Below are 19,489 nucleotides of genomic sequence, written 5' to 3'. Positions count from 1 at the left end.
GTCTAACTGAACTGACCAGTCAGTTCAAATAAGCGCTAGAGGCCGTACTTCTCCAAAAGCCGCAACCACACCTCGCTGAGGGTGGGGTACGACGGCACAGCGTGCCACAACCTGTCCAAGGGGACTTCGCCCACGATCGCGATGGTGGCCGAGTGGAGCAGTTCAGCTACCCCCGGCCCGACGAACGTAGCGCCAAGGATGACTTTCCGGTCCTCGTCCACCACGATCTGCGCCCACCCTTTGTAATCGGCGGAATAGAGCTGGGATCCGGAGACGTTGATGGGCAACTCCACTCCCGTGACGTGCTTGCCCTGGAGCAGGGCCTGCTCAAGGCTGGGACCCACCGAGGCCACTTCCGGATCTGTGAAGACGACGCTTGGAATGGCGTGCTCGTCGGCCGTATGTGCCCACGCGCTCCAGGGACGGGGCGTGCCCTGGAGCTTGCCATTTGCCCGGGCAACGATGGCATCGCCGGTAGCCCGGGCTTCGTACTTGCCCTGGTGCGTAAGCAACACATTGCCCGCGGCATCGCCTGTGGCGTACAGCCACAGTCCACTGGTGCCATCGCTTGCCGGGCCCTCCACCAGCCCACTGGCATCCGTGGTGAGCCGGAGCGGTTTTCCGTTCTGCGGTTCAACGCCCACATTTTCCAAGCCCAAATTGGCCAATGCCGGATGCCGGCCGGATGCGACCAGGACTTTGTCAGCCGTGACGGTCCCGCCGTTGAACGTGACCGTGACCGAGCCGTCGTCGTTCTTTTCTACTTTGTCCACATCCGTGTGGAGGTGGACTGTTACGCCATCGGCGCGCAGCCCTGCCAGGACCAGGTCAGCTGCCTCTTCTGGATAGCTGCTCAGAAGGCGACCACGAGCAATAAGTGTCACCACGGAACCAAGGCGGGCAAAAGCCTGGGCCAATTCGACGCCGGCCACTCCACCTCCGAGCACCGCAAACCGCTGTGGGATGACTTTTGCCGCAGTGGCACCGCGGGTGGTCCAGAAGGGTACGTCCTTGAGGCCCTCGATATCCGGGATGGTAGGTGTGGAACCTGTGGCCACGACCACGGCATGGTGCGCTTTGAGCGCGTAGCTATTGCCGTCGAGCCCGTCCACTTGGACCTCGCGTGGTCCTGTGATGCGCCCGCGCCCACGGATCAGCTCGATGCCGGCGCTATCCAGCCATTCGACCTGGCTCCCGTCCTGCCAATTGTTCGTGAACCAGTCCCGGTGCTTCAGGGCCGACTTTGCGTCGATAACTCCAGTGACCGCTTCCGACGCTCCGGGAATTCCCTGCGCCGCGTGGAGCACGCTGCCTGGCCGGAGGAGCGCTTTGGAAGGAATGCACGCCCAATAGGAGCATTCGCCGCCAACCAGTTCGCTTTCCACAACCACTGCCGTCAGTCCGCCACGAGCCACGCGGTCCGCAACATTTTCCCCAACGGCGCCCGCGCCGATCACAATTACGTCGAATTCACGGGAGTTTTCGGCAGCCATGGGAGAAGCCTACAACCGCTACCGCCGCGTTGTGAGGCCCGTTTTGCGCGCTTAGCGTGGGTTTTGGGGCGCAGAGCAGGCCCAGCAACGCGGGGGCTGAGCCCTTATGCGTGCATCGCGCCCTTGAACCAGCCCGTAATCGTGGCCGGGTGCGTGATCGCGGTGCCCACAACCACTGCGAACGCGCCGGTATTGAGGGCCTGACGCGCTTGGGCGGGGGTGTGGATGCGACCTTCGGCGATGAGCGGCTTGCCCAGTTCGGCAGAGGCGATCTGCTCCAGCAACTCCAGGTCCGGGCCGTCGGTCTTGGGGCGCTCGCCGGTGTAACCAGCCAACGTTGTGCCGATCAGGTCCGCGCCGGCTTCAACGGCTGCAACAGCATCGTCAAAGGAACCGCAGTCCGCCATGACCAGCGCGTGGGACCCGGCGTGGATGCCGGCAACGGTCGCCTGAAGGGACAAGCCGTCCGGGCGAGCCCGGCGTGTGCCATCAATCGCGACAACATGTGCACCGGCACCAGCCACGGCAAGCGCGTGCCGGAGAGTGGGGGTGATGAAGACCCCATCATGCCCGTCCTTCCAGAGGCCAATAATGGGAACTTCGACGGCGGCACGCGCGAACTGTACGTCGGCTAACCCTTGGACGCGGATCGCCGCAGCACCGCCGATGACAGCCGAGGCCGCCACCTGGGCCGTGGTGCGGGGATCGCGCATGGGTTCGCCCGGATACGCCTGGCAGGAGACGATCAGCTGGGAACGGAGGGCTTTGATGCCTTCGGGGGTCAGGATCATGTTGTCTCTCTTCTAAAGGACGAGTTTCGCGGCACCAACGATGGCAGCGGTGTTGCCCAGGGTTGCCCGCAGCACGGGGACCTCGGTCAACGGTGCCAGCAATTCCTGGCGCAAAGCCGTCTCCATGGGCTTCCACCAAAACTCGCCGGCGTCGGCCAGCCCACCAGAAATCACCACGGTTTCAGGGTCAAGAATGTTGATCAGTCCGCCCACCGCTTGGCCTGCGGCGGCCGCGCCGAGACCAACGGCACGCAAGGCGGCGGCGCGCCCGTCAGTCGACACAGCGGCAGCACCGCCGTCGTGAGTTCCGTAAGCGGCCAGCGCAAACACGCCCCGTGTGTCCGCTGCCTCACGCGAGGAACCACCAAAGCGCAGGTACGACTCGTAGATGGCGGGCCCCGAAGCCACGGCCTCGACGTGTCCTGATCCACCGCACACGCAAGACAACGGCACGCCATCAAATACAGCCAGCGGCGACGCGAAGTGACCCACATGCCCGCCAACAAAGCGGTGTCCGAGAACAGGTGCGCCGTTCAGCACAAAGCTCCCGCCGACGCCGGTTCCGAACGCCACCATGAGCGAACTTGAGGAGCCGGCGGCCGCGCCAAGCCAAGCCTCACCGAGGGCGTGGGCGTGGACGTCGTTGACGGCCCGGACCGCCGAAAGAGGCAGGGAAAGACGGGTGGACAGCCCCGAAACAAGCTCAGTCCCGGCCCAGCCATGAATCGCATCCGTGGCTGACACCACGGCCCCGGAAGAAGCATCAATAACCCCGGCGGAGCCGATGCCGACGCCGGAAACTGTAACTCCGGCGTCGGCAGCCCGCTCCACCAAGCCCGCGATCAGCGTCGCAGTGGCGTCGAGGATCGCTTCGCCACCGTCCCTGTTCAACGTCGGAATGGTCTCCGACATGAGCACTTCACCAAGCTCGGAAACAACCCCGGCGGCAGTTTTGGTGCCGCCGAGGTCAACACCGACCACGTGGGTCATGGAAGCGGTCATGAAAATTTAGACCAGCCCGTTCCGTTCCAGAATTTCACGGATCAGCGCCGTCTCTTCGGAGTTCAGGGACAGCATGGGCTCGCTCATGGTGTTGGACTCAATAACTCCCATGACCTGAAGTGCAGTCTTGAAAGCACCCAGGCCAGCAGCGCCGCCGGACACGCGGCCGTTAGGGGTGTAGACGATCTCGAAGACGTCGGCCAGACGGTCCTGCTCCCTTGCTGCGAGAGCCCAGTCGCCCGTCTGGGCAGCGTCGAACAGGCGGCGGTAGCCGGCCGGATCAACGTTGCCGAGACCCGGAACCACGCCCTGCGCACCGCCCAGGAGGGCGCCGTCCACCACAACTTCGTGGCCAGTGAAAATATCGAAGTTGGGAATGTCCTTGGCGGCGAGCAGCAGTTGGCGGAACGAAACGTCGTCGCCCGAGGAGTCCTTGACGCCCGCTATGACGCCGTCGCGGCCGAGGCGTACCAGGAGGTCCGTGGGCAGCTTGAAGTGCGTGCGGACCGGGACGTCGTACGCGAAGATCGGCTTCTCGATGGCGGCGTGGATGCTGCGGAAATGCGCCTCGGTTTCCGCCGCATTGCCGATGGCGTAGTACATGGACGTGACAACGATCGCGTCGGCACCTAGATCCACCACCTTCCGCGCTTCCTCGATCACCCGGTTGGTGGTCTGCTCGTTGGCGCCGACGATCAGTGGGACCGCTCCGGCGTTGGCGTCGGCGATGGTGGAGACCACCAGCTCACGCTCGGCGTTGGTCAGGTAGGGGACTTCGCCGGAGGAGCCGAGGACGAAAAGTCCGGACACACCGCCGTCGATCAGGTGCTTGGTGACGTTCTTCAGCGATGCGGTGTCGATGCTGCCGTCGGCGTGGCGGGGGGTGATGACCGGGGGGATGACGCCCTGGAACTGAGTGGACACAGAATTCTCCGTTGTTTGTAACTTGTGAAAGGAAAAGCTAGATGTGGAGCAGGCTCGGCGCGGCGCCCAGCAGCTTCTTGGTGTAGTCGTTGCTGGGGTTGTCGAAGACCTGGGTGGCTGTGCCTTGTTCGACGATCTTGCCGAAGTACATGACGCAGATACGGTCCGAGACGTAGCGGACGGTCTGGATGTCATGCGAGATGAACACCATGCCGAGGTTCAGCTGCGTCTTCAGGTCAGACAACAGGTTCAGGACCTGCGCGCGGACCGAAACGTCCAAGGCCGACGTCGGTTCATCCGCCACAATGATGTCCGGATCCAACGCCAATGCACGGGCGATTGCCACACGCTGGCGCTGACCACCGGAAACCTGCGACGGCGTCACCTCCGCTGCCGAGTGCGGCAGGCCAACCAGCGCCAACAGTTCCTTGACCTTGGCAGCACGGCTGGAAGCGTTCCCGATGCCGTGGATCTGCAGGGGGTCGGTGAGGATGTCCTGGATGGTCATGCGCGGGTTGAGCGCCGTAGCCGGGTCCTGGAAGACGACCGAGACGGAGCGTCCAAACTGCTTTCGCATGGCGGCGTTCCGCTTGATGGCGGGCTTTCCGTGGAACAAGACCCTGCCCGACGTCGGTGGTTGGAGTCCCACAAGTACGGACGCGAGGGTGGACTTGCCACAGCCGGACTCACCAACGATGCCCACGGTTTCGCCGCGGCTGATGGTGAAGTCCACTCCGTCGACGGCTTTGACGATGTTGGGCCGGAAAAGTCCGCCGGTCCTTGCATGGTGGTAGACCTTGACGTCTTTGAGCTCGATGACCGGCTTGGAGCCTGAATCGCTCATTTTGCGTCCTCCTTCAGATGGCTCGCCCAGTAGTGGTCGGCGTCGTCACCGTTGGCGGTTGGAACGGTGGTGAGGACGAGCTTCTGGTTGGGATCGGCGTCGGCCCTGAGTGAGCGGGCCGCGAAGCGGTCGCCCGCAGCAAAATCGCGCGGTGAAGGGACTGTGCCGGGGATCTGGTGCAGCCGGACGGCGTCGGCCTCGATGGAGACGACGGCACCCAGCAAGCCGCGGGTGTACTCATGCTTGGGGTTCTGCAGGAGCTCGGAAGCCCGTGCGGATTCCACCACCTGGCCGGCGTACATGACTGTGATGCGGTGGGCCAAGGAGGCCACCAACGCGAGGTCGTGACTGACGAATACCATGGCGAAACCAAGTTGCTCACGGAGTTCGTTGAGCAGATCCACCACCTGCTTTTGCACGGTGACATCCAAGGCCGTGGTGGGCTCATCGGCAACAACGATCTTCGGTGAGCGGGACAGGGCCATGGCGATCAGCACGCGCTGGCGTTGGCCGCCGGAGAGCTCATGGGGGTAGCTGGCAAGCGTCCTGGCGGGGTCCAGTTTCACCATTTCCAGCAGTTCAGCAGGTGTCTTTCGGCCACCACGTTTGGTGAGCTGCTCCAGCTGGTCCTTGATCTTCATCGATGGGTTCAGCGAGCTCAACGCGTCCTGGTAGACCATGGCAATCTGCTCGCCGCGCAGGCCCTCATAGGCCTTGGGGTTGCTGTGCGGCGTCTTCGCCTCGAGGAGTTCCTTGCCATCAAACAGGATGGAACCGGTGACTTGTGCTGTCTTGGGCAGGAGGCCCATCACAGCGAGTGACGTGATCGACTTGCCACAACCGGACTCGCCCACCAGGCCCATGGTTTCGCCTTCGCGGACCGTGAAGGAGACGTTGTCCACGATTGCGGTCTCGCCGAAACGGCCCGGGAAGCGGATGGACAGGTTTTTCACCTCAAGGACATTGCGGGCTCCGGGGGAGACCTGCGGGAGGCGGTCCGTGCGCTTGGCTTCAATGGCTGCCAGCAGTTCCAATTCGCGGTCCAGGAGGAGGTGCGGGTTGGCGGCGGCCAGCTTCACATCGGTGAGGACGGTGGAGCTGCCCCCATCAGAAGTGACGGTGTCGCCGAAAGCCGGCCGAACGCCGTCGAGCTCGTGTTCCTCCACCACCGACGGCTGGGCAACGGAGGTGGCGACCTCGGAATCAACAGCGATAGCCGCGGCCGAGCCGTCGTCGTCCTTCACGGCAGGAGCACGGCGCAGCTTCGGGTTCACCATGGCGTCGGTGAGGCCCTCGGCGAGGATGTTCAGGGACAGGACGGTCAGCAGAATTGTCAGGCCAGCGAACGTGGTGGCCCACCAGCCACCGGACAGGACCAGATTGCGGCCGTAGGAAATCACGTTGCCCCACGAGGGCGCCGGGTCCTGAACGCCGGCACCCAGGAAGGAGAGTGAGGCTTCCAGGATGATGGCGTCTGCCACCATCACTGTGGCGAACACCAGGACGGGAGCGGCGGTGTTGCGGACGATGTGCTTGACCAGGATGTAGAACCGGCCTGCACCGATCACGCGTTCGGCACGAACGTAGTCTTCGCCATATTGCGCAAGCACGTTGGCGCGGACCACGCGGGCCAGTTGAGGCGTGTAGATGATGGCGATTGCGATGATGATGGTCGGGACCGAGTTGCCGAACGCGGCCAGCAAAACTGCGGCCAGTGCGATGCCCGGGAACGCCATGAGGATGTCCATGAGCCGCATGATGATCTCGTTGACCGACTTGCTGGAGGTCGCGGCGAAGGATCCGAGCAGTGCACCGGCGAGGATCGCCAGGCCAACCGCGCCAAGGCCGATCAACAGCGACGACTGCGCTCCAAACAGGAGGCGCGAGAAGATGTCGCGGCCCAGGCGGTCGGTGCCGAAGAAGTGCTCGGCGCCAGGCGGGGTTGCCGGGATGAACGTCTCAAGGGGATCGTGCGGAGCGATGACCGGCGCGAGGACGGCCGCGAGCACAATCATGACGAGGAAGAGCAGGGCGATGCGGGAGCCCCAGGGCAGGGCCTTGAAGCGGATGCCCGGGGCACTTAGCCGTTCTGCGAGCTTGCTGCGCATGAGCTATACCGTCCTGATTCGGGGGTTGATGAGCAGGTAGAGAAGGTCCACCACGATGTTCACCAGAACAAAAGTGACCGAGATGGTGAGCACCACGCCCTGGACCAGGTTGACGTCCAGGTTGGTGATGCCGTTGAGGATCAGCTGGCCCATGCCGGGCAGGGCGAAGATCATTTCAATCACGACGGCGCCACCCAACAGGTAGCCCACGCGGAGTCCCAGCACGGTCACCGGGGTGACGAGGGCATTGCGGAGAACATTCTTGGAAACCACTTCGCGGTAGGGGACGCCGTTGCCGATGGCTGTGCGGACGTAGTCGCGGTCAAGCTCTTCCACCATGGAGGTCCGGACCACTCGGATCAACGACGCTGAGACGGGGATGCCGAGCGCAAGTGCCGGAAGGGCCATCGAGTTGAGCCAACCGCCAAAGCCGGATTCCGGCGTCGCAATTCCGCCTGAGGGGAACATCGGGTTGCTTCCCAGGGCGAACCACTGGATGAGCAGGATGCCAAGCCAGAACGACGGCGTGGCGATCGCGGCGATCGAGAAGACGCGGACCAATTGGTCCTGCCACTTGTCGCGGTAGAGGGCGCCGAGGATGCCGAATGCCAGGGAAAGAACAATCGCGATAATGACGCCCAGGAAGGTCAGCTGGAGCGTCAAAGGGAACGCAGAGCCGATCATGGAAGCCACCGACTTTGCGGGCGGGGTTGTGACGCCGAGGTCAAACTGCAGCAGCTTCCCAAGGAAACGGAAGTATTGCAGGACCAAGGGATCGTTCAGGCCATTTTCCTGGCGGTACTGCTGCTTGGCTTCTTCGCTGGCGCCGTCACCGAGGGCGGAACTGGCTTGGTCGCCGGGGGCGGCCTGCAGGACGAGGAAGACGAGCAACGTAATGCCCAGGATCATCAATGGCAATGCTGCAAGCCTGCGACCAAGCAGACGCAATATCGTGACCAATTTGTTCTCCGGTTGGTTGGGGGTGCTGCTGGTTGTGGGGCCTGCTCTGCGTACTATTTAGGGGATTTAGGCCGCAAAGCAGGCCTCGCAACTCAGGTTTCTAGGCGGTACGTCCGACGTCGATGAACGACAATCCGGTGGTGGGCAGAGGCTGGAAGCCCTTGAGTTTTTTCTCGTCCCAGGCGCTGGGGAGCTGGCGGTGGAGGACCGGGTAGAGGGGGACCTCGTCCGAGACCATGTCCACGATTTCGGCCACGATCTTCTTGGCGTTGTCGCCGGAGGCTTGCGACCCCTTGTTCATGAGTTCCTGCAACTTGGTGCGTTCCGGAGTGGTCCAGAAGGCGCGCTTCTCCATCCACGTGGCGCCCGAGTAGAACCAGCTCAGCAGCAGGTCCGCGTCGTTGCCGAACACGGACGGATCACCCGGAGCAGCAACGACTGTGTAATCGCCCTTGCCCACGCGGTCGCTGTAAAGGGCGCCGGACTGCAGGCTCTTCACGGTGACCTTGACGCCGGGGATCTTGTTCCAGGACTCCAGGATCAGGGGTGCAACGTCCTTCACCCACGCGGTGTCCGTGGTGAGGAGTTCGAATTCGAGGCTGCCAACGCCCGCCTGCTTGAGTAGGTCTTCGGCCTTTTTAGTGTCAAAACCATAGACGTTCCTGGCCTTGACATAGTCCGGGTGGCCCTCCTGGAAGTAGGAGCTTGCCGCCTTGGCGTTGCCGAACAGGGCCTTCTTGATGATGGCTTCCTTGTCCATGCCATAGTGCAGTGCCTGGCGGACCAGTTTGTTGTCGAAAGGGGCCTTTGCGCAGTTGAACATGAGGAACAGCAGGCCGAAGGACTGGACGGATTCCACCTTGACCTTGGACTTCAAGCCGTCGACGTCCAGGTACGGAACATCCTCGATGGCCTGGACGCGTCCGGATTGGACTGCGGTAACACGGGCGGCTGCGTCTGAAAGAAGGAGCCAGGTCATGCCCTTGGCCAACGCTGGCTTGGGGCCGTTGTAGTCTGCGAACGCTTCGAAGACGATCTTGTCGTCCTTGACGGCGGAGACCAGTTTGTACGGACCGGAGCCGATTGGCTTGGCGTCGAAGGCCTTCAGATCGCTGGCGAGTGCCTTGGGAACAATCTTGACCACCGAGATGCGGGGTCCGAAGCCCGGGAAGGCGTACTTGAGGGTGAATTCCACTGTCTTGGCATCCAAGGGCTTGACGTCCTGGATGAAGGGGATGAACTGGGAAAACAGGGACTTGTTCGCCGGGTCCATGACACGTGTAAAGGAGAAAGCGACGTCCTCGGTGGTGACGGGGGAGCCGTCGTGGAACTTGGCACCATCGCGGATGGTCACCTGGTACGTGGTGTCGTTGATCTTCTTCGGATCCGTTGCGGCCAGTGCGTTGTAGGGCTGTCGGGTTGCCGGGTGCAGCTCGATGAGGCCTTCAAAGATATGCAGGTTGGCTGCCATCGGTGTGGCTCCCGAGGAGCTCAGCGGGTCGAAGCCCGTGGAGAGAGCGTAGGAGATGCCTGCCTCGATCATGAGGTCCTTGTTCACGGCTGCCGTGTTCGCCGCGTTCCCTGTTGTGGTGCTGGCAGCGCCGCCGCACGCAGAGAGGGTTGCCGTGAAGGCGGCTGCTGCACCAACTGCGCCGCTTAGCTTCAGGAAATTCCGGCGGCTGGCGTCGTTGACCAGCGGCAGGCTGTTGATGGTCTTGCTCATAAGGGTGCCTCACCATTCGACTGTCGTGGGTTATCGGATGTAGGACGTCCGATGCTCGTATTGAAACTGTAAGGGTGGTCACAAGGGGACGTCAAGTGAGAAATGGATCACGGTGAGGCTGCCCGGGAAGCCGGGAACCGTCGGGTTCCTCGCCGCCAGCGCGCCTGAATGCGGAATTCTCAAGGAATTCCGAAGACATACCTATCAAGGAGGTGGGACATCCGATATTGTATGTTGCGAGTCACTCATTCTGCGGTGAGCATCAAGCTCGCCTCAATATTAACACCGCACTACTTCTGCGTCCGAGGTTCACAAGCCTCTGAGGGGAAGAGTGCATCGGCAAGGAGAGCGCCATGACAACTTCCGGTGTCGTTCCGCAAGCGCGGTTCAGTGCACAGGCCCGGCTGCGTGCATTGCAGTCGGACATTATGGAACTCATCCTTGAGCGCGAGCTCGAGGCGGGTGACCCGTTGCCCACGGAGAGCGAGCTTTCAGTCGCCCTGGGCGTAGGGCGCAATACGTTGCGTGAGTCCCTGAAAGTGCTGCAGGCGTTGGGAGTGATCGAGATCCGCCATGGCTTCGGGATGTTCGTGGCGCCCAGCAACTTCGATGCCTTGGCTGATGGCCTGACATTCCGGGGCCGGCTTTCCCTCCGGCACCAGGGACTCGAAGCCTTGCAGCTGGTGGACGTGCGGCAGGCGTTGGAGTCCGGGCTGATCGGCTCCTCTATCGATGTGATGACCAAGGAGCAGCTGGCGTCCATCGAGGAATCGGTGAAGCAAATGGAAGAACTCGCCGCCGCCGGTGAGAACTTCGTGGCGGCCGACGCCGAATTCCACCGCCGACTATTCGAACCCCTTAACAACGAGCTGCTGATCAACCTGATGGGGGTCTTCTGGAAGGTATACCGGAAGATCCACGTAGAGATCGGCGCAGGTAACGAGGACCTGGCCAAGACGGCCGCCATCCATCGGAATATTTATGCCGCCGTTGCAGCGGGAGACAAGGTGCTCTCGGCCGAGCTGCTCAACCGTCACTTCGACGGCATCCGGCGCCGGATCAGCGAGGCAGTGGGGGAGTAAGCGTCCCCACATACGGCAAGGGCCGCCGTCGTACTTTTCGGAAAGTACGACGGCGGCCCTTTGCGTTTCCTGCGTGACTCACCTTCCCTGCCGCGTAACCCAACTGGGTCGCATTAGAGCGCGTTTAGGGCGGTCTAAACGCGCTTAACTGCTACGTAGTTGGGCCACGGCGGGCAAAACAAAAGACCCGCACCGGCGAACCGGTGCGGGTCTCTATCTGTGCGCCCAAAGGGATTCGAACCCCTGACCTTCTGTTCCGTAGACAGACGCTCTATCCAGCTGAGCTATGGGCGCATTTCGCGTGATTCTCGGCGGTCTGTTTCTCTGACCCCCTCGAACCTCAATAAACTTTACAGAAGTTCATGTGAAGTTCCAAATCGAAAAGCTGTAATCTACGCAACTAGACCGGTCTATGTGACCTTCCTCACTTAAAACGCCGTCCTCTGAAACTGAAACCCTGAATTCTAGGGGTTTTTCGTTTCGACTCCACTGGACATCTGACGTCTGACAACGGATTGGTCTGGTCCGCGACCCCTATCGTTTAGGACACACCACTGAACCCGAGGAAGGGAACCGCAATGGGCGATCTGGCGCGACTGCCGCTGCTTGAGAAGGCACCTACTACGCATGCACGCCTGCTGGCCTGGGTTGAGGAAGTAGCCGAGCTTACTCAGCCGGACCGCATCCACTGGGTTGATGGCAGCGAAGCGGAAAACAAGAAGCTGACCGACGAACTGGTTGAGGCCGGCACCCTGAAGAGGCTGAACCCGGAAACGTTCCCGAATTCCTTCGCGGCGTTCTCCGACCCCGCCGACGTTGCCCGTGTGGAAGAGCAGACCTTCATCTGCTCCGAGAACGAGCGCGACGCAGGGTTCACGAACAACTGGATGGCTCCGGCCGAAATGAAGCAGAAGCTGCGCGGACTGTTCGCCGGCTCCATGCGCGGCCGCACCATGTACGTCATTCCTTTTGTCATGGGCCACCTGGATGCAGAGGACCCGAAGTTCGGCGTTGAGATCACTGACTCCGCCTACGTTGTAGCTTCCATGCGGATCATGGCCCGCATCGGCTCGGACGTCCTGGACCGCATCACGCAGACCGATGCATTCTTTGTGCCGGCCCTCCACTCGCTGGGCGCACCCCTGGAACCCGGCCAGGCCGACGTCGCGTGGCCGTGCAACACCGACAAGTGGATCGTCCACTTCCCCGAAGAGCGCTCCATCTGGTCCTTCGGTTCCGGCTACGGCGGAAACGCGCTGCTGGGCAAGAAGTGCTACGCACTGCGCATCGCCTCGGTGATGGCACGCGACGAGGGCTGGCTTGCCGAGCACATGCTCATCCTCAAGCTGACCTCTCCCGAGCAGAAGACCTACTACGTCTCCGCTGCCTTCCCGTCGGCTTGCGGCAAGACCAACCTCGCTTTGCTTGACCCCACCATCAAGGGCTGGAAGGTCGAGACCCTCGGCGACGACATCACCTGGATGCGCTTCGGCAAGGAAGGCGAGCTCCGCGCCGTCAACCCCGAAGCCGGCCTGTTCGGCGTCGCGCCGGGCACCGGTTGGGGCACCAACCCCAACGCCATGCGTGCCATCGCCAAGGGCAACAGCATCTTCACCAATGTTGCGCTGACCGATGACGGCGGCGTTTGGTGGGAAGGTATGACGGAGGAAACTCCGGCGCACCTGACCGACTGGCGCGGCGAGTCCTGGACTCCGGACTCCGACGCCCCGGCTGCACACCCGAACTCCCGTTTCTGCACGCCGATCGACCAGATCGACATGCTCGCCGAAGAGTACTTCAGCCCGGACGGCGTGGAGTTGTCCGCGATCCTGTTCGGCGGACGCCGTAAGACCACCATCCCGCTGGTCACCGAGGCCCGCGACTGGTCCAACGGTATCTTCATGGGTGCCACGCTTTCGTCGGAAACCACGGCCGCTGCAGCTGGCGCCGTCGGTGTTGTCCGCCGCGATCCCATGGCAATGCTGCCGTTCATCGGTTACGACGCAGGCGACTACCTGAACCACTGGGTGAACCTGTCCGCCAAGGCCAACCCGGAGCGCCTGCCCAAGATCTTCCTGGTCAACTGGTTCCGTCGCACTGCTGATGGTGGCTTCGCCTGGCCTGGTTTCGGTGACAACGCCCGCGTACTCAAGTGGGCAATCGAACGCCTCGAAGGCAAGGCGGACGCTGTGGAAACGCCGATCGGTTTCGTTCCGACCGGCGACTCCATCGACCTTGAAGGCCTGAACATGACGCCGGCCGAGGTCGAGGCGGCCGTCCGCGTTGACGCCGGCGAATGGGAAACGGAACTTGCATCCATCGAGGAATGGTTCGCCAACTTCGGCGAGTCTCTCCCCGCGGCGCTGCAGTCCGAGCTGGACGGCCTCAAGAGCCGTCTGGGCTAGACCTCTTAAGGACAACGGCGTTCTTAAGACGACGGCGGCCCGTCACCTTTTCATCAAAGGTGACGGGCCGCCGTCGTGCTTTCGGCGTCTTAGAGGGGTTTGGCGCCCCGCCTTAGTTCGCGAGCCAAACGTCGGGGCCGAAAACTTCGTAGTGGATACTGGTGGCCGGGATGCCGGCCTCGATCGCTTCGTCGCGAATCTTCTTCATGAAAGGCAACGGCCCGCAGAGGTACAAGGAAGCGTCCGCGGGCATGTCGATTTCCCTCAGGGACATGAAGCCTGCGTTGACGCGGTGCATTTCATTGCCGGGCTGCGGCGATTCGAGCCAGAGCTGCAGTTCGGCGTCAATGCTTGCGGCGTCTGCAGTCATTTGGCCGCTCAATGCCCAACTGTCCATGGAACGTTCGGCGTGCAGGACAAGAACCTGGCGATCAGTGCCGGCCTCGGCCAAGGAGCGCAGGATCGAGGCTGTCGGCGTGCACCCGATCCCCGCCGACGCGAGCACCACCGGTCCTTCGCCGTCGTTGAGGGTGATCTCGCCATAAGGGTTGGAGATTTCGAGCACATCGTTAGGTTCGACGGCGGTATGCAGGGCGGTGGATACCTCGCCGCCGTCGTTTAGCTTGGTGGTGAAGGTCCGGCTGGTCCCGGCGTCGCCTGACAGTGAATACTGCCGCACTTGGCGCAAGCCGTCAGGGAGTACGACCTTGACGCTCACATACTGGCCGGGAAGAGCCGGTGTTACCGGAGTGTCGTCGGCAGGTTCCAAGGTGAATGTCATGGCGTCCTTGCCAGCCGGTACTTTGGAAACCACACGCCAAGGCATCCACATCTTATTGTTTGACTGGGAGGCGTAGAGGTCCTTCTCAAGCTTGATCAGGGCGTCTGCCATGAGCCAGTAGACCTCCGTCCATGCCTCGGCGATTTCAGGCGTAATAACGTCCGACAAGTCGGCAGCGATTGCTGCGAAGAGGTGCTCGTAGACCACTCCATACTGCTCTTCGGCGATGCCCAGTGAGGCGTGCTTGTGGGCGATCCGGGCCAGGACCTTTTCCGGGAGCGTGCCCGGGTTGTTCACCAGGTGGGTTGCGAAGGCGGCGATACTCCCGGCGAGTGCCTGTTGCTGATCACCCGAGCGCTGGTTGGAGCGGCTGAACAGTCCATCGAGCAACTCAGGGTGCGCTGCAAAGAGGCGCTTGTAGAAGTCGGCGGTGATGTCACCAATACGCGAGCCAACCAGGGGAAGCGTGGCTTCAATAATCGGGCGGGATTTTTCCGAGAGCATGATTCTCCTGCGGGTAGGGGTCCGGCGGGTTATTCGAACCGTCACAATACAAGCATTTCGAATGCCTGTATTTATATCTCAATTTCTACTCCTTGTAGAAAAGATGTGCAAATCGGATCGCGATCCGGTCCGGACGCGGTCAGGGCAGGGGTGCGGGGGACCTGAATTCGGGTCGGAGGCCTATTGTTTGGAAGACCGGATTCATCTGCCGTGCATGAGGCAGGGACGAGATGACGACGGTGTCGAGCTCACGATAGAAGGCTTCGCGGGCCCGGTTCATTGCGTGGCGGAGACCGCACTCTGTGATGAGGGGGCAGTCATGGGTGGGGGACTGGCATTCGGCGGGATCCTGCCGGCTGTCCAAGTGGCGAAGGAGCTGGCCAACCGTTGCTTGGCGTCCCGCTTCGTTCAGGCGCGATCCACCCAAGCGGCCTCGTTCCACATCAATCAATCCAAGGCTGCGCAATCGGACCATGGCCTTGCTGACATGGTTATACGGAGTGCCCACGGCATCGGCAACAGCCTGGGTAGTCAGCAACGTGCCCTCAGGAGCGGACGCCAACACCATGACGGCGCGGAGGCTCACATCTGCGAACGCGTTGATTTTCATGGGATCAGCTTACGTAGTCAGGTCTAGTCCACCCAGAGCGAGGGCTCGTGGGTGTCAGGCTCAAGGGCGCCGAAGGAGAAACCGTCGGCTGCTTGGACGTAGGGGATGACTGCTGCCATGACCCCGCCATCCCGGTGCTCGGCGGTGCCGTGGATGCCATCCGAGCCATGCTCGGGCAGCGCGACATCACTTGCGATGGCCACGGCCCGATAATCGTTGCGACCCTGGCGAAGTAATTCCTGGACATCCGTCAACATCGCTCCCGCGTCAATGTGGCCGTCCTCGTCCGGCTCGCCTGGAGAAACCATGACAATCCGCATCTCGCCTTCGTGTGAAAGCGTGATGCCAAAGGGGAGAAAGCCGCCGTTCTGCAGAATGTGCTCCTGGGCAGTCCCCAGTGCAGTCCCCAGAATCTCCCGGAGTTCACGCTCTTGGACGGTCCCGGTGGAATCGGCCTCGTCGGTTGGCTGCTCGCTCATGTTTGCCTGTCCTTATGCCCTGACCAGTGCCAGGACGCGGTCGCGGATTTTTTCCATGGTGGGCAGGTCTTTGGCTTCGGCGTTCAGGCGCAGGAACGGCTCCGTGTTGGAGGGGCGCAGGTTGAACCACCAGCTGCCGTCCTTGGCGCTGAAGGTGCTGCCGTCCATGTGGTCTATTTCGACGTCATCATGCTGGAAATCGAGGCGGACCCGCTCGATGGCGCCTGCTTTGTCTTCGATCTCGGAGTTGATTTCCCCGGAGGAGACGTAGGGCTCGTACTGGCGCCCGAGTTCGGACAGCGGACCGTCCTGCTCGCCCAGGGCCGCCAGGACATGCATCGCGGCGAGCATACCGGTGTCCGCATTCCAGAAATCACGGAAATAGAAGTGTGCCGAGTGCTCCCCGCCGAATACTGCACCTTCTTCGGCCATCACGGCTTTGATGAAGGAATGGCCGACGCGGGTCCGGACTGCCCGGCCGCCGTCCTTGGCAACGAGTTCGGGAACGGCTTTGGACGTGAGCAGGTTGTGGATGATCACCGGGGTCTGTTCCCCGGATGCCTGGGCTCGGGCGATCTCCCTGCGTGCCACCATGCCCGTGATCGCCGATGGGGAGACGGGCTCGCCCTTTTCATCGACCACGAAGCATCGGTCAGCGTCGCCGTCGAAGGCAAGGCCGATATCGGCGCCGTGTTTGATTACGGCGGCTTGGAGATCACGGAGGTTTTCCGGTTCCAGCGGGTTGGCCGGGTGGTTCGGGAACGAGCCGTCCAGTTCGAAGTAGAGCGGGATGATCTCGAACGGCAGGGCAGGGAGGAGCTTGTTGCCAAGCACAGCAGGGGTGGTCAGCCCGGCCATGCCGTTACCGGCGTCCACGACGATCTTCAATGGCCGGGAACCGGAGAGATCCACCAGCTGGCGCAGGTATTGGGAATAGTCCTTCAGCACGTCATGGACACCGATCTGCCCCCGCGTCGCCGCCGCGGGGATGGTGCCTTCGTTCAGGTAGCGCTCGGCGAGGGCCTGGATCTCCTTCAGGCCACTCTCGGAGGAAATCGGTTGAGCCCCTGCCTTGGCCATTTTGATGCCGTTGTATTCGGCCGGGTTATGGCTGGCAGTGAACGTGGCACCGGCTGCGTTCAAGGCACCGCAGGCGTAGTAGAGCTCGTCAGTGGAGATCAAGTCCAGCAATTGGACGTTGGCGCCCCGGGTGGCAGCACCGTTCGCGAAGGCCTGGCTGAACTCCGGCGAGGACGGGCGCATGTCTCCGCCAACAAGGACGGTTTCACCTTCAAGACCCAAAACGTCGATGAAGGCAGCACCGACTGCCTCGACGATTTCAGCCGTGATGGATTCCCCCACGATGCCCCGGACGTCATACGCCTTGAAGGATGCCGAGAGGTCGAAGTTCTTGTTCTGCTCGCTAGTCACGGGCTCAATCCTACTGTGGCAGCGCAATTGAGCATGAACGGGGGAAGCTGCTATGTGGAAAAGCCGGTCCTGGCACACCGCTTTCCACATAGCCGGGGCCACCGGTTATGGCTGTCAGGGGCTGCTGGAATACTGGGTCCATGGCCAACAACTCCCAAAATGCCGCTGTTTCCGTGGAATCCCCTACCCGCCAGAGGGCTTTGGCTTGTCTTCGTGAGCTTGTGGGGCACCCCGAGGCAGAGTTCCATGACGGCCAGTTCGAGGCCATTGAGGCATTGGTGGACGCGGGGCGCCGGGCCTTGGTGGTCCAACGCACGGGTTGGGGAAAATCCGCCGTCTACTTCGTCTCCTCCTTGTTGCTGCGTCAGCGGGGTGCCGGTCCCACGCTGATCGTGTCTCCTCTGCTCGCGCTCATGCGGGACCAAGTAGCGGCCGCCGCACGGGCGGGAGTCCGGGCTGTGGCCATCAACTCAGCCAACGCGCTTGAGTGGGACACTGTCCTGGCCCAGTTGGCAGCTGACGAGGCGGACGTTCTCCTGGTGTCGCCGGAGCGCCTCACCAATCCCTCGTTCAGGGAGAACCAGTTGCCCGAGCTGATCCGCAGGACCGGATTGCTTGTTATCGACGAAGCCCACTGCATTTCGGATTGGGGCCACGACTTCCGGCCCGATTACCGGCGCATCGCGGATCTCATTGCCCAATTGCCCGACCCGGTTCCGGTCCTCGCCACCACGGCTACCGCCAACTCCCGCGTTGTCCACGATATCGAGGAACAACTCGGCGCCGGAGTGCTGACCATCCGGGGTGCGCTGGGCCGCGAGTCGCTGCGACTCGGGGTTCTGAACTTGTCCGACTCCCGCGATCGCCTGGGGTGGCTGCTGACGCACCTGGCGGACCTCCCCGGTAGCGGAATCATTTACGCGCTGACCGTCTCAGCCGCAGAGGATACTGCCCGGCTTCTTTCCGAGGCCGGACACAATGTCTTGTCCTATACCGGCCGGACTGATCCTGCCGATCGGGAGCGGGCAGAACAACTCCTCAAGGACAACCAAGTCAAGGCGCTTGTGGCCACCTCGGCGTTGGGGATGGGATTCGACAAACCGGACCTTGGTTTCGTCATTCACCTCGGCGCGCCGTCCTCGCCGGTCGCCTATTACCAGCAGGTTGGTCGAGCAGGCCGAGGTGCAGCCAACGCTGATGTCCTGTTGCTTCCAGGCTCCGAGGACCGCGAAATTTGGCAGTATTTTGCCACCGCGTCCATGCCCTCAGCTGAAAAGGCCGACGCCGTCTTGAGGGTGCTTGGAGAGGCGAACGCGGCCATGTCCACGGTGGCGCTCGAAGCACGCGTGGACCTTCGGCGCACGCCTCTGGAACTCCTCCTTAAGGTCTTGGCCGTTGACGGGGCAGTTGAACGCGTAGGTGGCGGTTGGCGGGCTACTGGACGGCCATGGACCTACGATGCAGAGCGCTATGCCCGCATCGCGGAGGCCCGGGTGGATGAGCAGGACTCCATGGTGATTTACCAGGACACTGCAGGTTGTCGCATGGAGTACATCACCTCTGTGCTCGACGACGAGACTGCCGCCCCTTGTGGCCGTTGTGACAACTGTGCTGGACGATGGTTCCCAGTGGACATTGCAGCGGCTGCCGTTGATGCAGCCGGCCAGACGCTCCGTCGCGCCGGGATCGTGGTGGAACCGCGGCTCCAGTGGCCCAGCGGAATGGACAGGCTGGGAGTGGGAGTCAAAGGCAAGATCAAGCCGGACGAAAGCATTTCCGAAGGCCGTGTGCTGGCAAGGCTGACGGACTTGGGCTGGGGTGGCGCGCTCCGCGAGCTCTTTGCCGCCGGGGCACCCGATAGGGCAGTGGACCCCGCGATGCTGCAGGCCTGCGTTCAGGTTCTGCGCGAATGGTCAGGGGCCGACGGCGGAACCGCCTGGAGCGGGGCGGGGCGCCCGGCGGCGGTCGTCAGCATTCCCTCAAGGAGCAAACCACAACTTGTGGACTCGCTGGCGCAGGGGATCGCAGGCATAGGGCGGATGCCGTACTTGGGTCAACTGCATCCAGAGCACGGCGGGCCCACAGGGTCCCGTGGAGGCAACAGCGCTTACAGGCTCGCGGGAGTATGGGACCGTCTGGCGGTCGGACCGCAATTGGCCCAGGCACTGGCAGGCATTGGTGACCAACCTGTCCTCTTGGTGGACGACCTCATCGACAGCCGCTGGACACTGACTGTTGCGGCGAGGGCGCTCAGACGGTCCGGGGTAGGTGCGGTACTGCCGCTCGCCCTGGCACAGGCGGGGTAGGGCGCAGGCGGCGTTTCGCTCAACCCGGGGCAGTGCTTCAAGGCGA

15 protein-coding genes and 1 tRNA gene are annotated in these 19,489 nt (G+C 62.5%); 3 read left to right on the top strand and 13 right to left on the bottom strand.

The genetic code is table 11. The annotated features are described in order from the left end of the window. Positions 1-35: 35 nt before the first annotated feature. The 8 genes from AC6I97_RS20390 to AC6I97_RS20355 form a co-directional block, all read right to left on the bottom strand. Complete coding sequence (locus AC6I97_RS20390) at positions 36-1,493, bottom strand: dihydrolipoyl dehydrogenase family protein (RefSeq protein ID WP_497946459.1); 1,458 nt, start codon at positions 1,491-1,493, stop codon at positions 36-38. A gap of 104 nt (positions 1,494-1,597) precedes the next feature. Beyond that, the gene (locus AC6I97_RS20385) at positions 1,598-2,284 is read right to left on the bottom strand and encodes an N-acetylmannosamine-6-phosphate 2-epimerase (RefSeq protein WP_497946457.1); all 687 of its coding nucleotides are present in this window, start codon (positions 2,282-2,284) and stop codon (positions 1,598-1,600) included. Positions 2,285-2,296: 12 nt separating this feature from the next. Then, complete coding sequence (locus tag AC6I97_RS20380) at positions 2,297-3,274, bottom strand: ROK family protein (protein WP_497946454.1); 978 nt, start codon at positions 3,272-3,274, stop codon at positions 2,297-2,299. Positions 3,275-3,292: 18 nt separating this feature from the next. Then, on the bottom strand, positions 3,293-4,210 hold the full coding sequence (locus tag AC6I97_RS20375) for a dihydrodipicolinate synthase family protein (RefSeq protein WP_497946453.1): 918 nt from the start codon (positions 4,208-4,210) through the stop codon (positions 3,293-3,295). 37 nt (positions 4,211-4,247) lie between these two features. Further along, positions 4,248-5,054: an ABC transporter ATP-binding protein gene (locus tag AC6I97_RS20370; RefSeq protein WP_497946451.1), complete on the bottom strand. Its 807-nt coding sequence runs from the start codon at positions 5,052-5,054 to the stop codon at positions 4,248-4,250. Further along, on the bottom strand, positions 5,051-7,162 hold the full coding sequence (locus AC6I97_RS20365; RefSeq protein WP_497946450.1) for a dipeptide/oligopeptide/nickel ABC transporter permease/ATP-binding protein: 2,112 nt from the start codon (positions 7,160-7,162) through the stop codon (positions 5,051-5,053). The genes AC6I97_RS20370 and AC6I97_RS20365 overlap by 4 nt, the downstream gene beginning before the upstream one ends. 3 nt (positions 7,163-7,165) lie before the next feature. After that, positions 7,166-8,122: an ABC transporter permease gene (locus AC6I97_RS20360; RefSeq protein ID WP_224094398.1), complete on the bottom strand. Its 957-nt coding sequence runs from the start codon at positions 8,120-8,122 to the stop codon at positions 7,166-7,168. Between the two features lie 100 nt (positions 8,123-8,222). Then, positions 8,223-9,845: an ABC transporter substrate-binding protein gene (locus AC6I97_RS20355; RefSeq protein ID WP_497946446.1), complete on the bottom strand. Its 1,623-nt coding sequence runs from the start codon at positions 9,843-9,845 to the stop codon at positions 8,223-8,225. Between the two features lie 353 nt (positions 9,846-10,198). Here AC6I97_RS20355 and AC6I97_RS20350 point away from each other — a divergent pair, with 353 nt between their 5' ends. After that, positions 10,199-10,927, top strand: coding sequence for a FadR/GntR family transcriptional regulator (locus AC6I97_RS20350; protein WP_309930948.1), 729 nt, complete (start codon positions 10,199-10,201; stop codon positions 10,925-10,927). Positions 10,928-11,147: 220 nt separating this feature from the next. Here AC6I97_RS20350 and AC6I97_RS20345 read toward each other — a convergent pair. Next, positions 11,148-11,221: transfer RNA gene (locus AC6I97_RS20345), tRNA-Arg, on the bottom strand. A gap of 284 nt (positions 11,222-11,505) precedes the next feature. On the opposite strand from AC6I97_RS20345, the gene AC6I97_RS20340 reads away from it, so the two are divergent. Next, positions 11,506-13,332: a phosphoenolpyruvate carboxykinase (GTP) gene (locus AC6I97_RS20340; RefSeq protein WP_224094400.1), complete on the top strand. Its 1,827-nt coding sequence runs from the start codon at positions 11,506-11,508 to the stop codon at positions 13,330-13,332. A gap of 112 nt (positions 13,333-13,444) precedes the next feature. Here AC6I97_RS20340 and AC6I97_RS20335 read toward each other — a convergent pair whose 3' ends face one another. The 4 genes from AC6I97_RS20335 to AC6I97_RS20320 form a co-directional block, all read right to left on the bottom strand. Then, complete coding sequence (locus tag AC6I97_RS20335; protein WP_497946442.1) at positions 13,445-14,617, bottom strand: globin domain-containing protein; 1,173 nt, start codon at positions 14,615-14,617, stop codon at positions 13,445-13,447. A gap of 139 nt (positions 14,618-14,756) precedes the next feature. Then, positions 14,757-15,227: an RrF2 family transcriptional regulator gene (locus tag AC6I97_RS20330; protein WP_497946440.1), complete on the bottom strand. Its 471-nt coding sequence runs from the start codon at positions 15,225-15,227 to the stop codon at positions 14,757-14,759. A gap of 23 nt (positions 15,228-15,250) precedes the next feature. Continuing rightward, positions 15,251-15,706 (bottom strand): hypothetical protein, encoded by a 456-nt coding sequence (locus AC6I97_RS20325; protein WP_497946439.1) that lies wholly within the window; start codon positions 15,704-15,706, stop codon positions 15,251-15,253. A gap of 12 nt (positions 15,707-15,718) precedes the next feature. Next, positions 15,719-17,137, bottom strand: coding sequence for a phosphomannomutase/phosphoglucomutase (locus AC6I97_RS20320; protein ID WP_497946438.1), 1,419 nt, complete (start codon positions 17,135-17,137; stop codon positions 15,719-15,721). A gap of 140 nt (positions 17,138-17,277) precedes the next feature. On the opposite strand from AC6I97_RS20320, the gene AC6I97_RS20315 reads away from it, so the two are divergent. Further along, complete coding sequence (locus AC6I97_RS20315; RefSeq protein ID WP_497946437.1) at positions 17,278-19,443, top strand: RecQ family ATP-dependent DNA helicase; 2,166 nt, start codon at positions 17,278-17,280, stop codon at positions 19,441-19,443. Positions 19,444-19,489 lie beyond the last annotated feature (46 nt).

This window comes from Arthrobacter sp. TmtSoilC48, assembly GCF_059739425.1.
The sequence above is the reverse complement of the archived record's forward strand: the minus strand, read 5'-3'. Positions and strand labels throughout refer to the sequence as shown.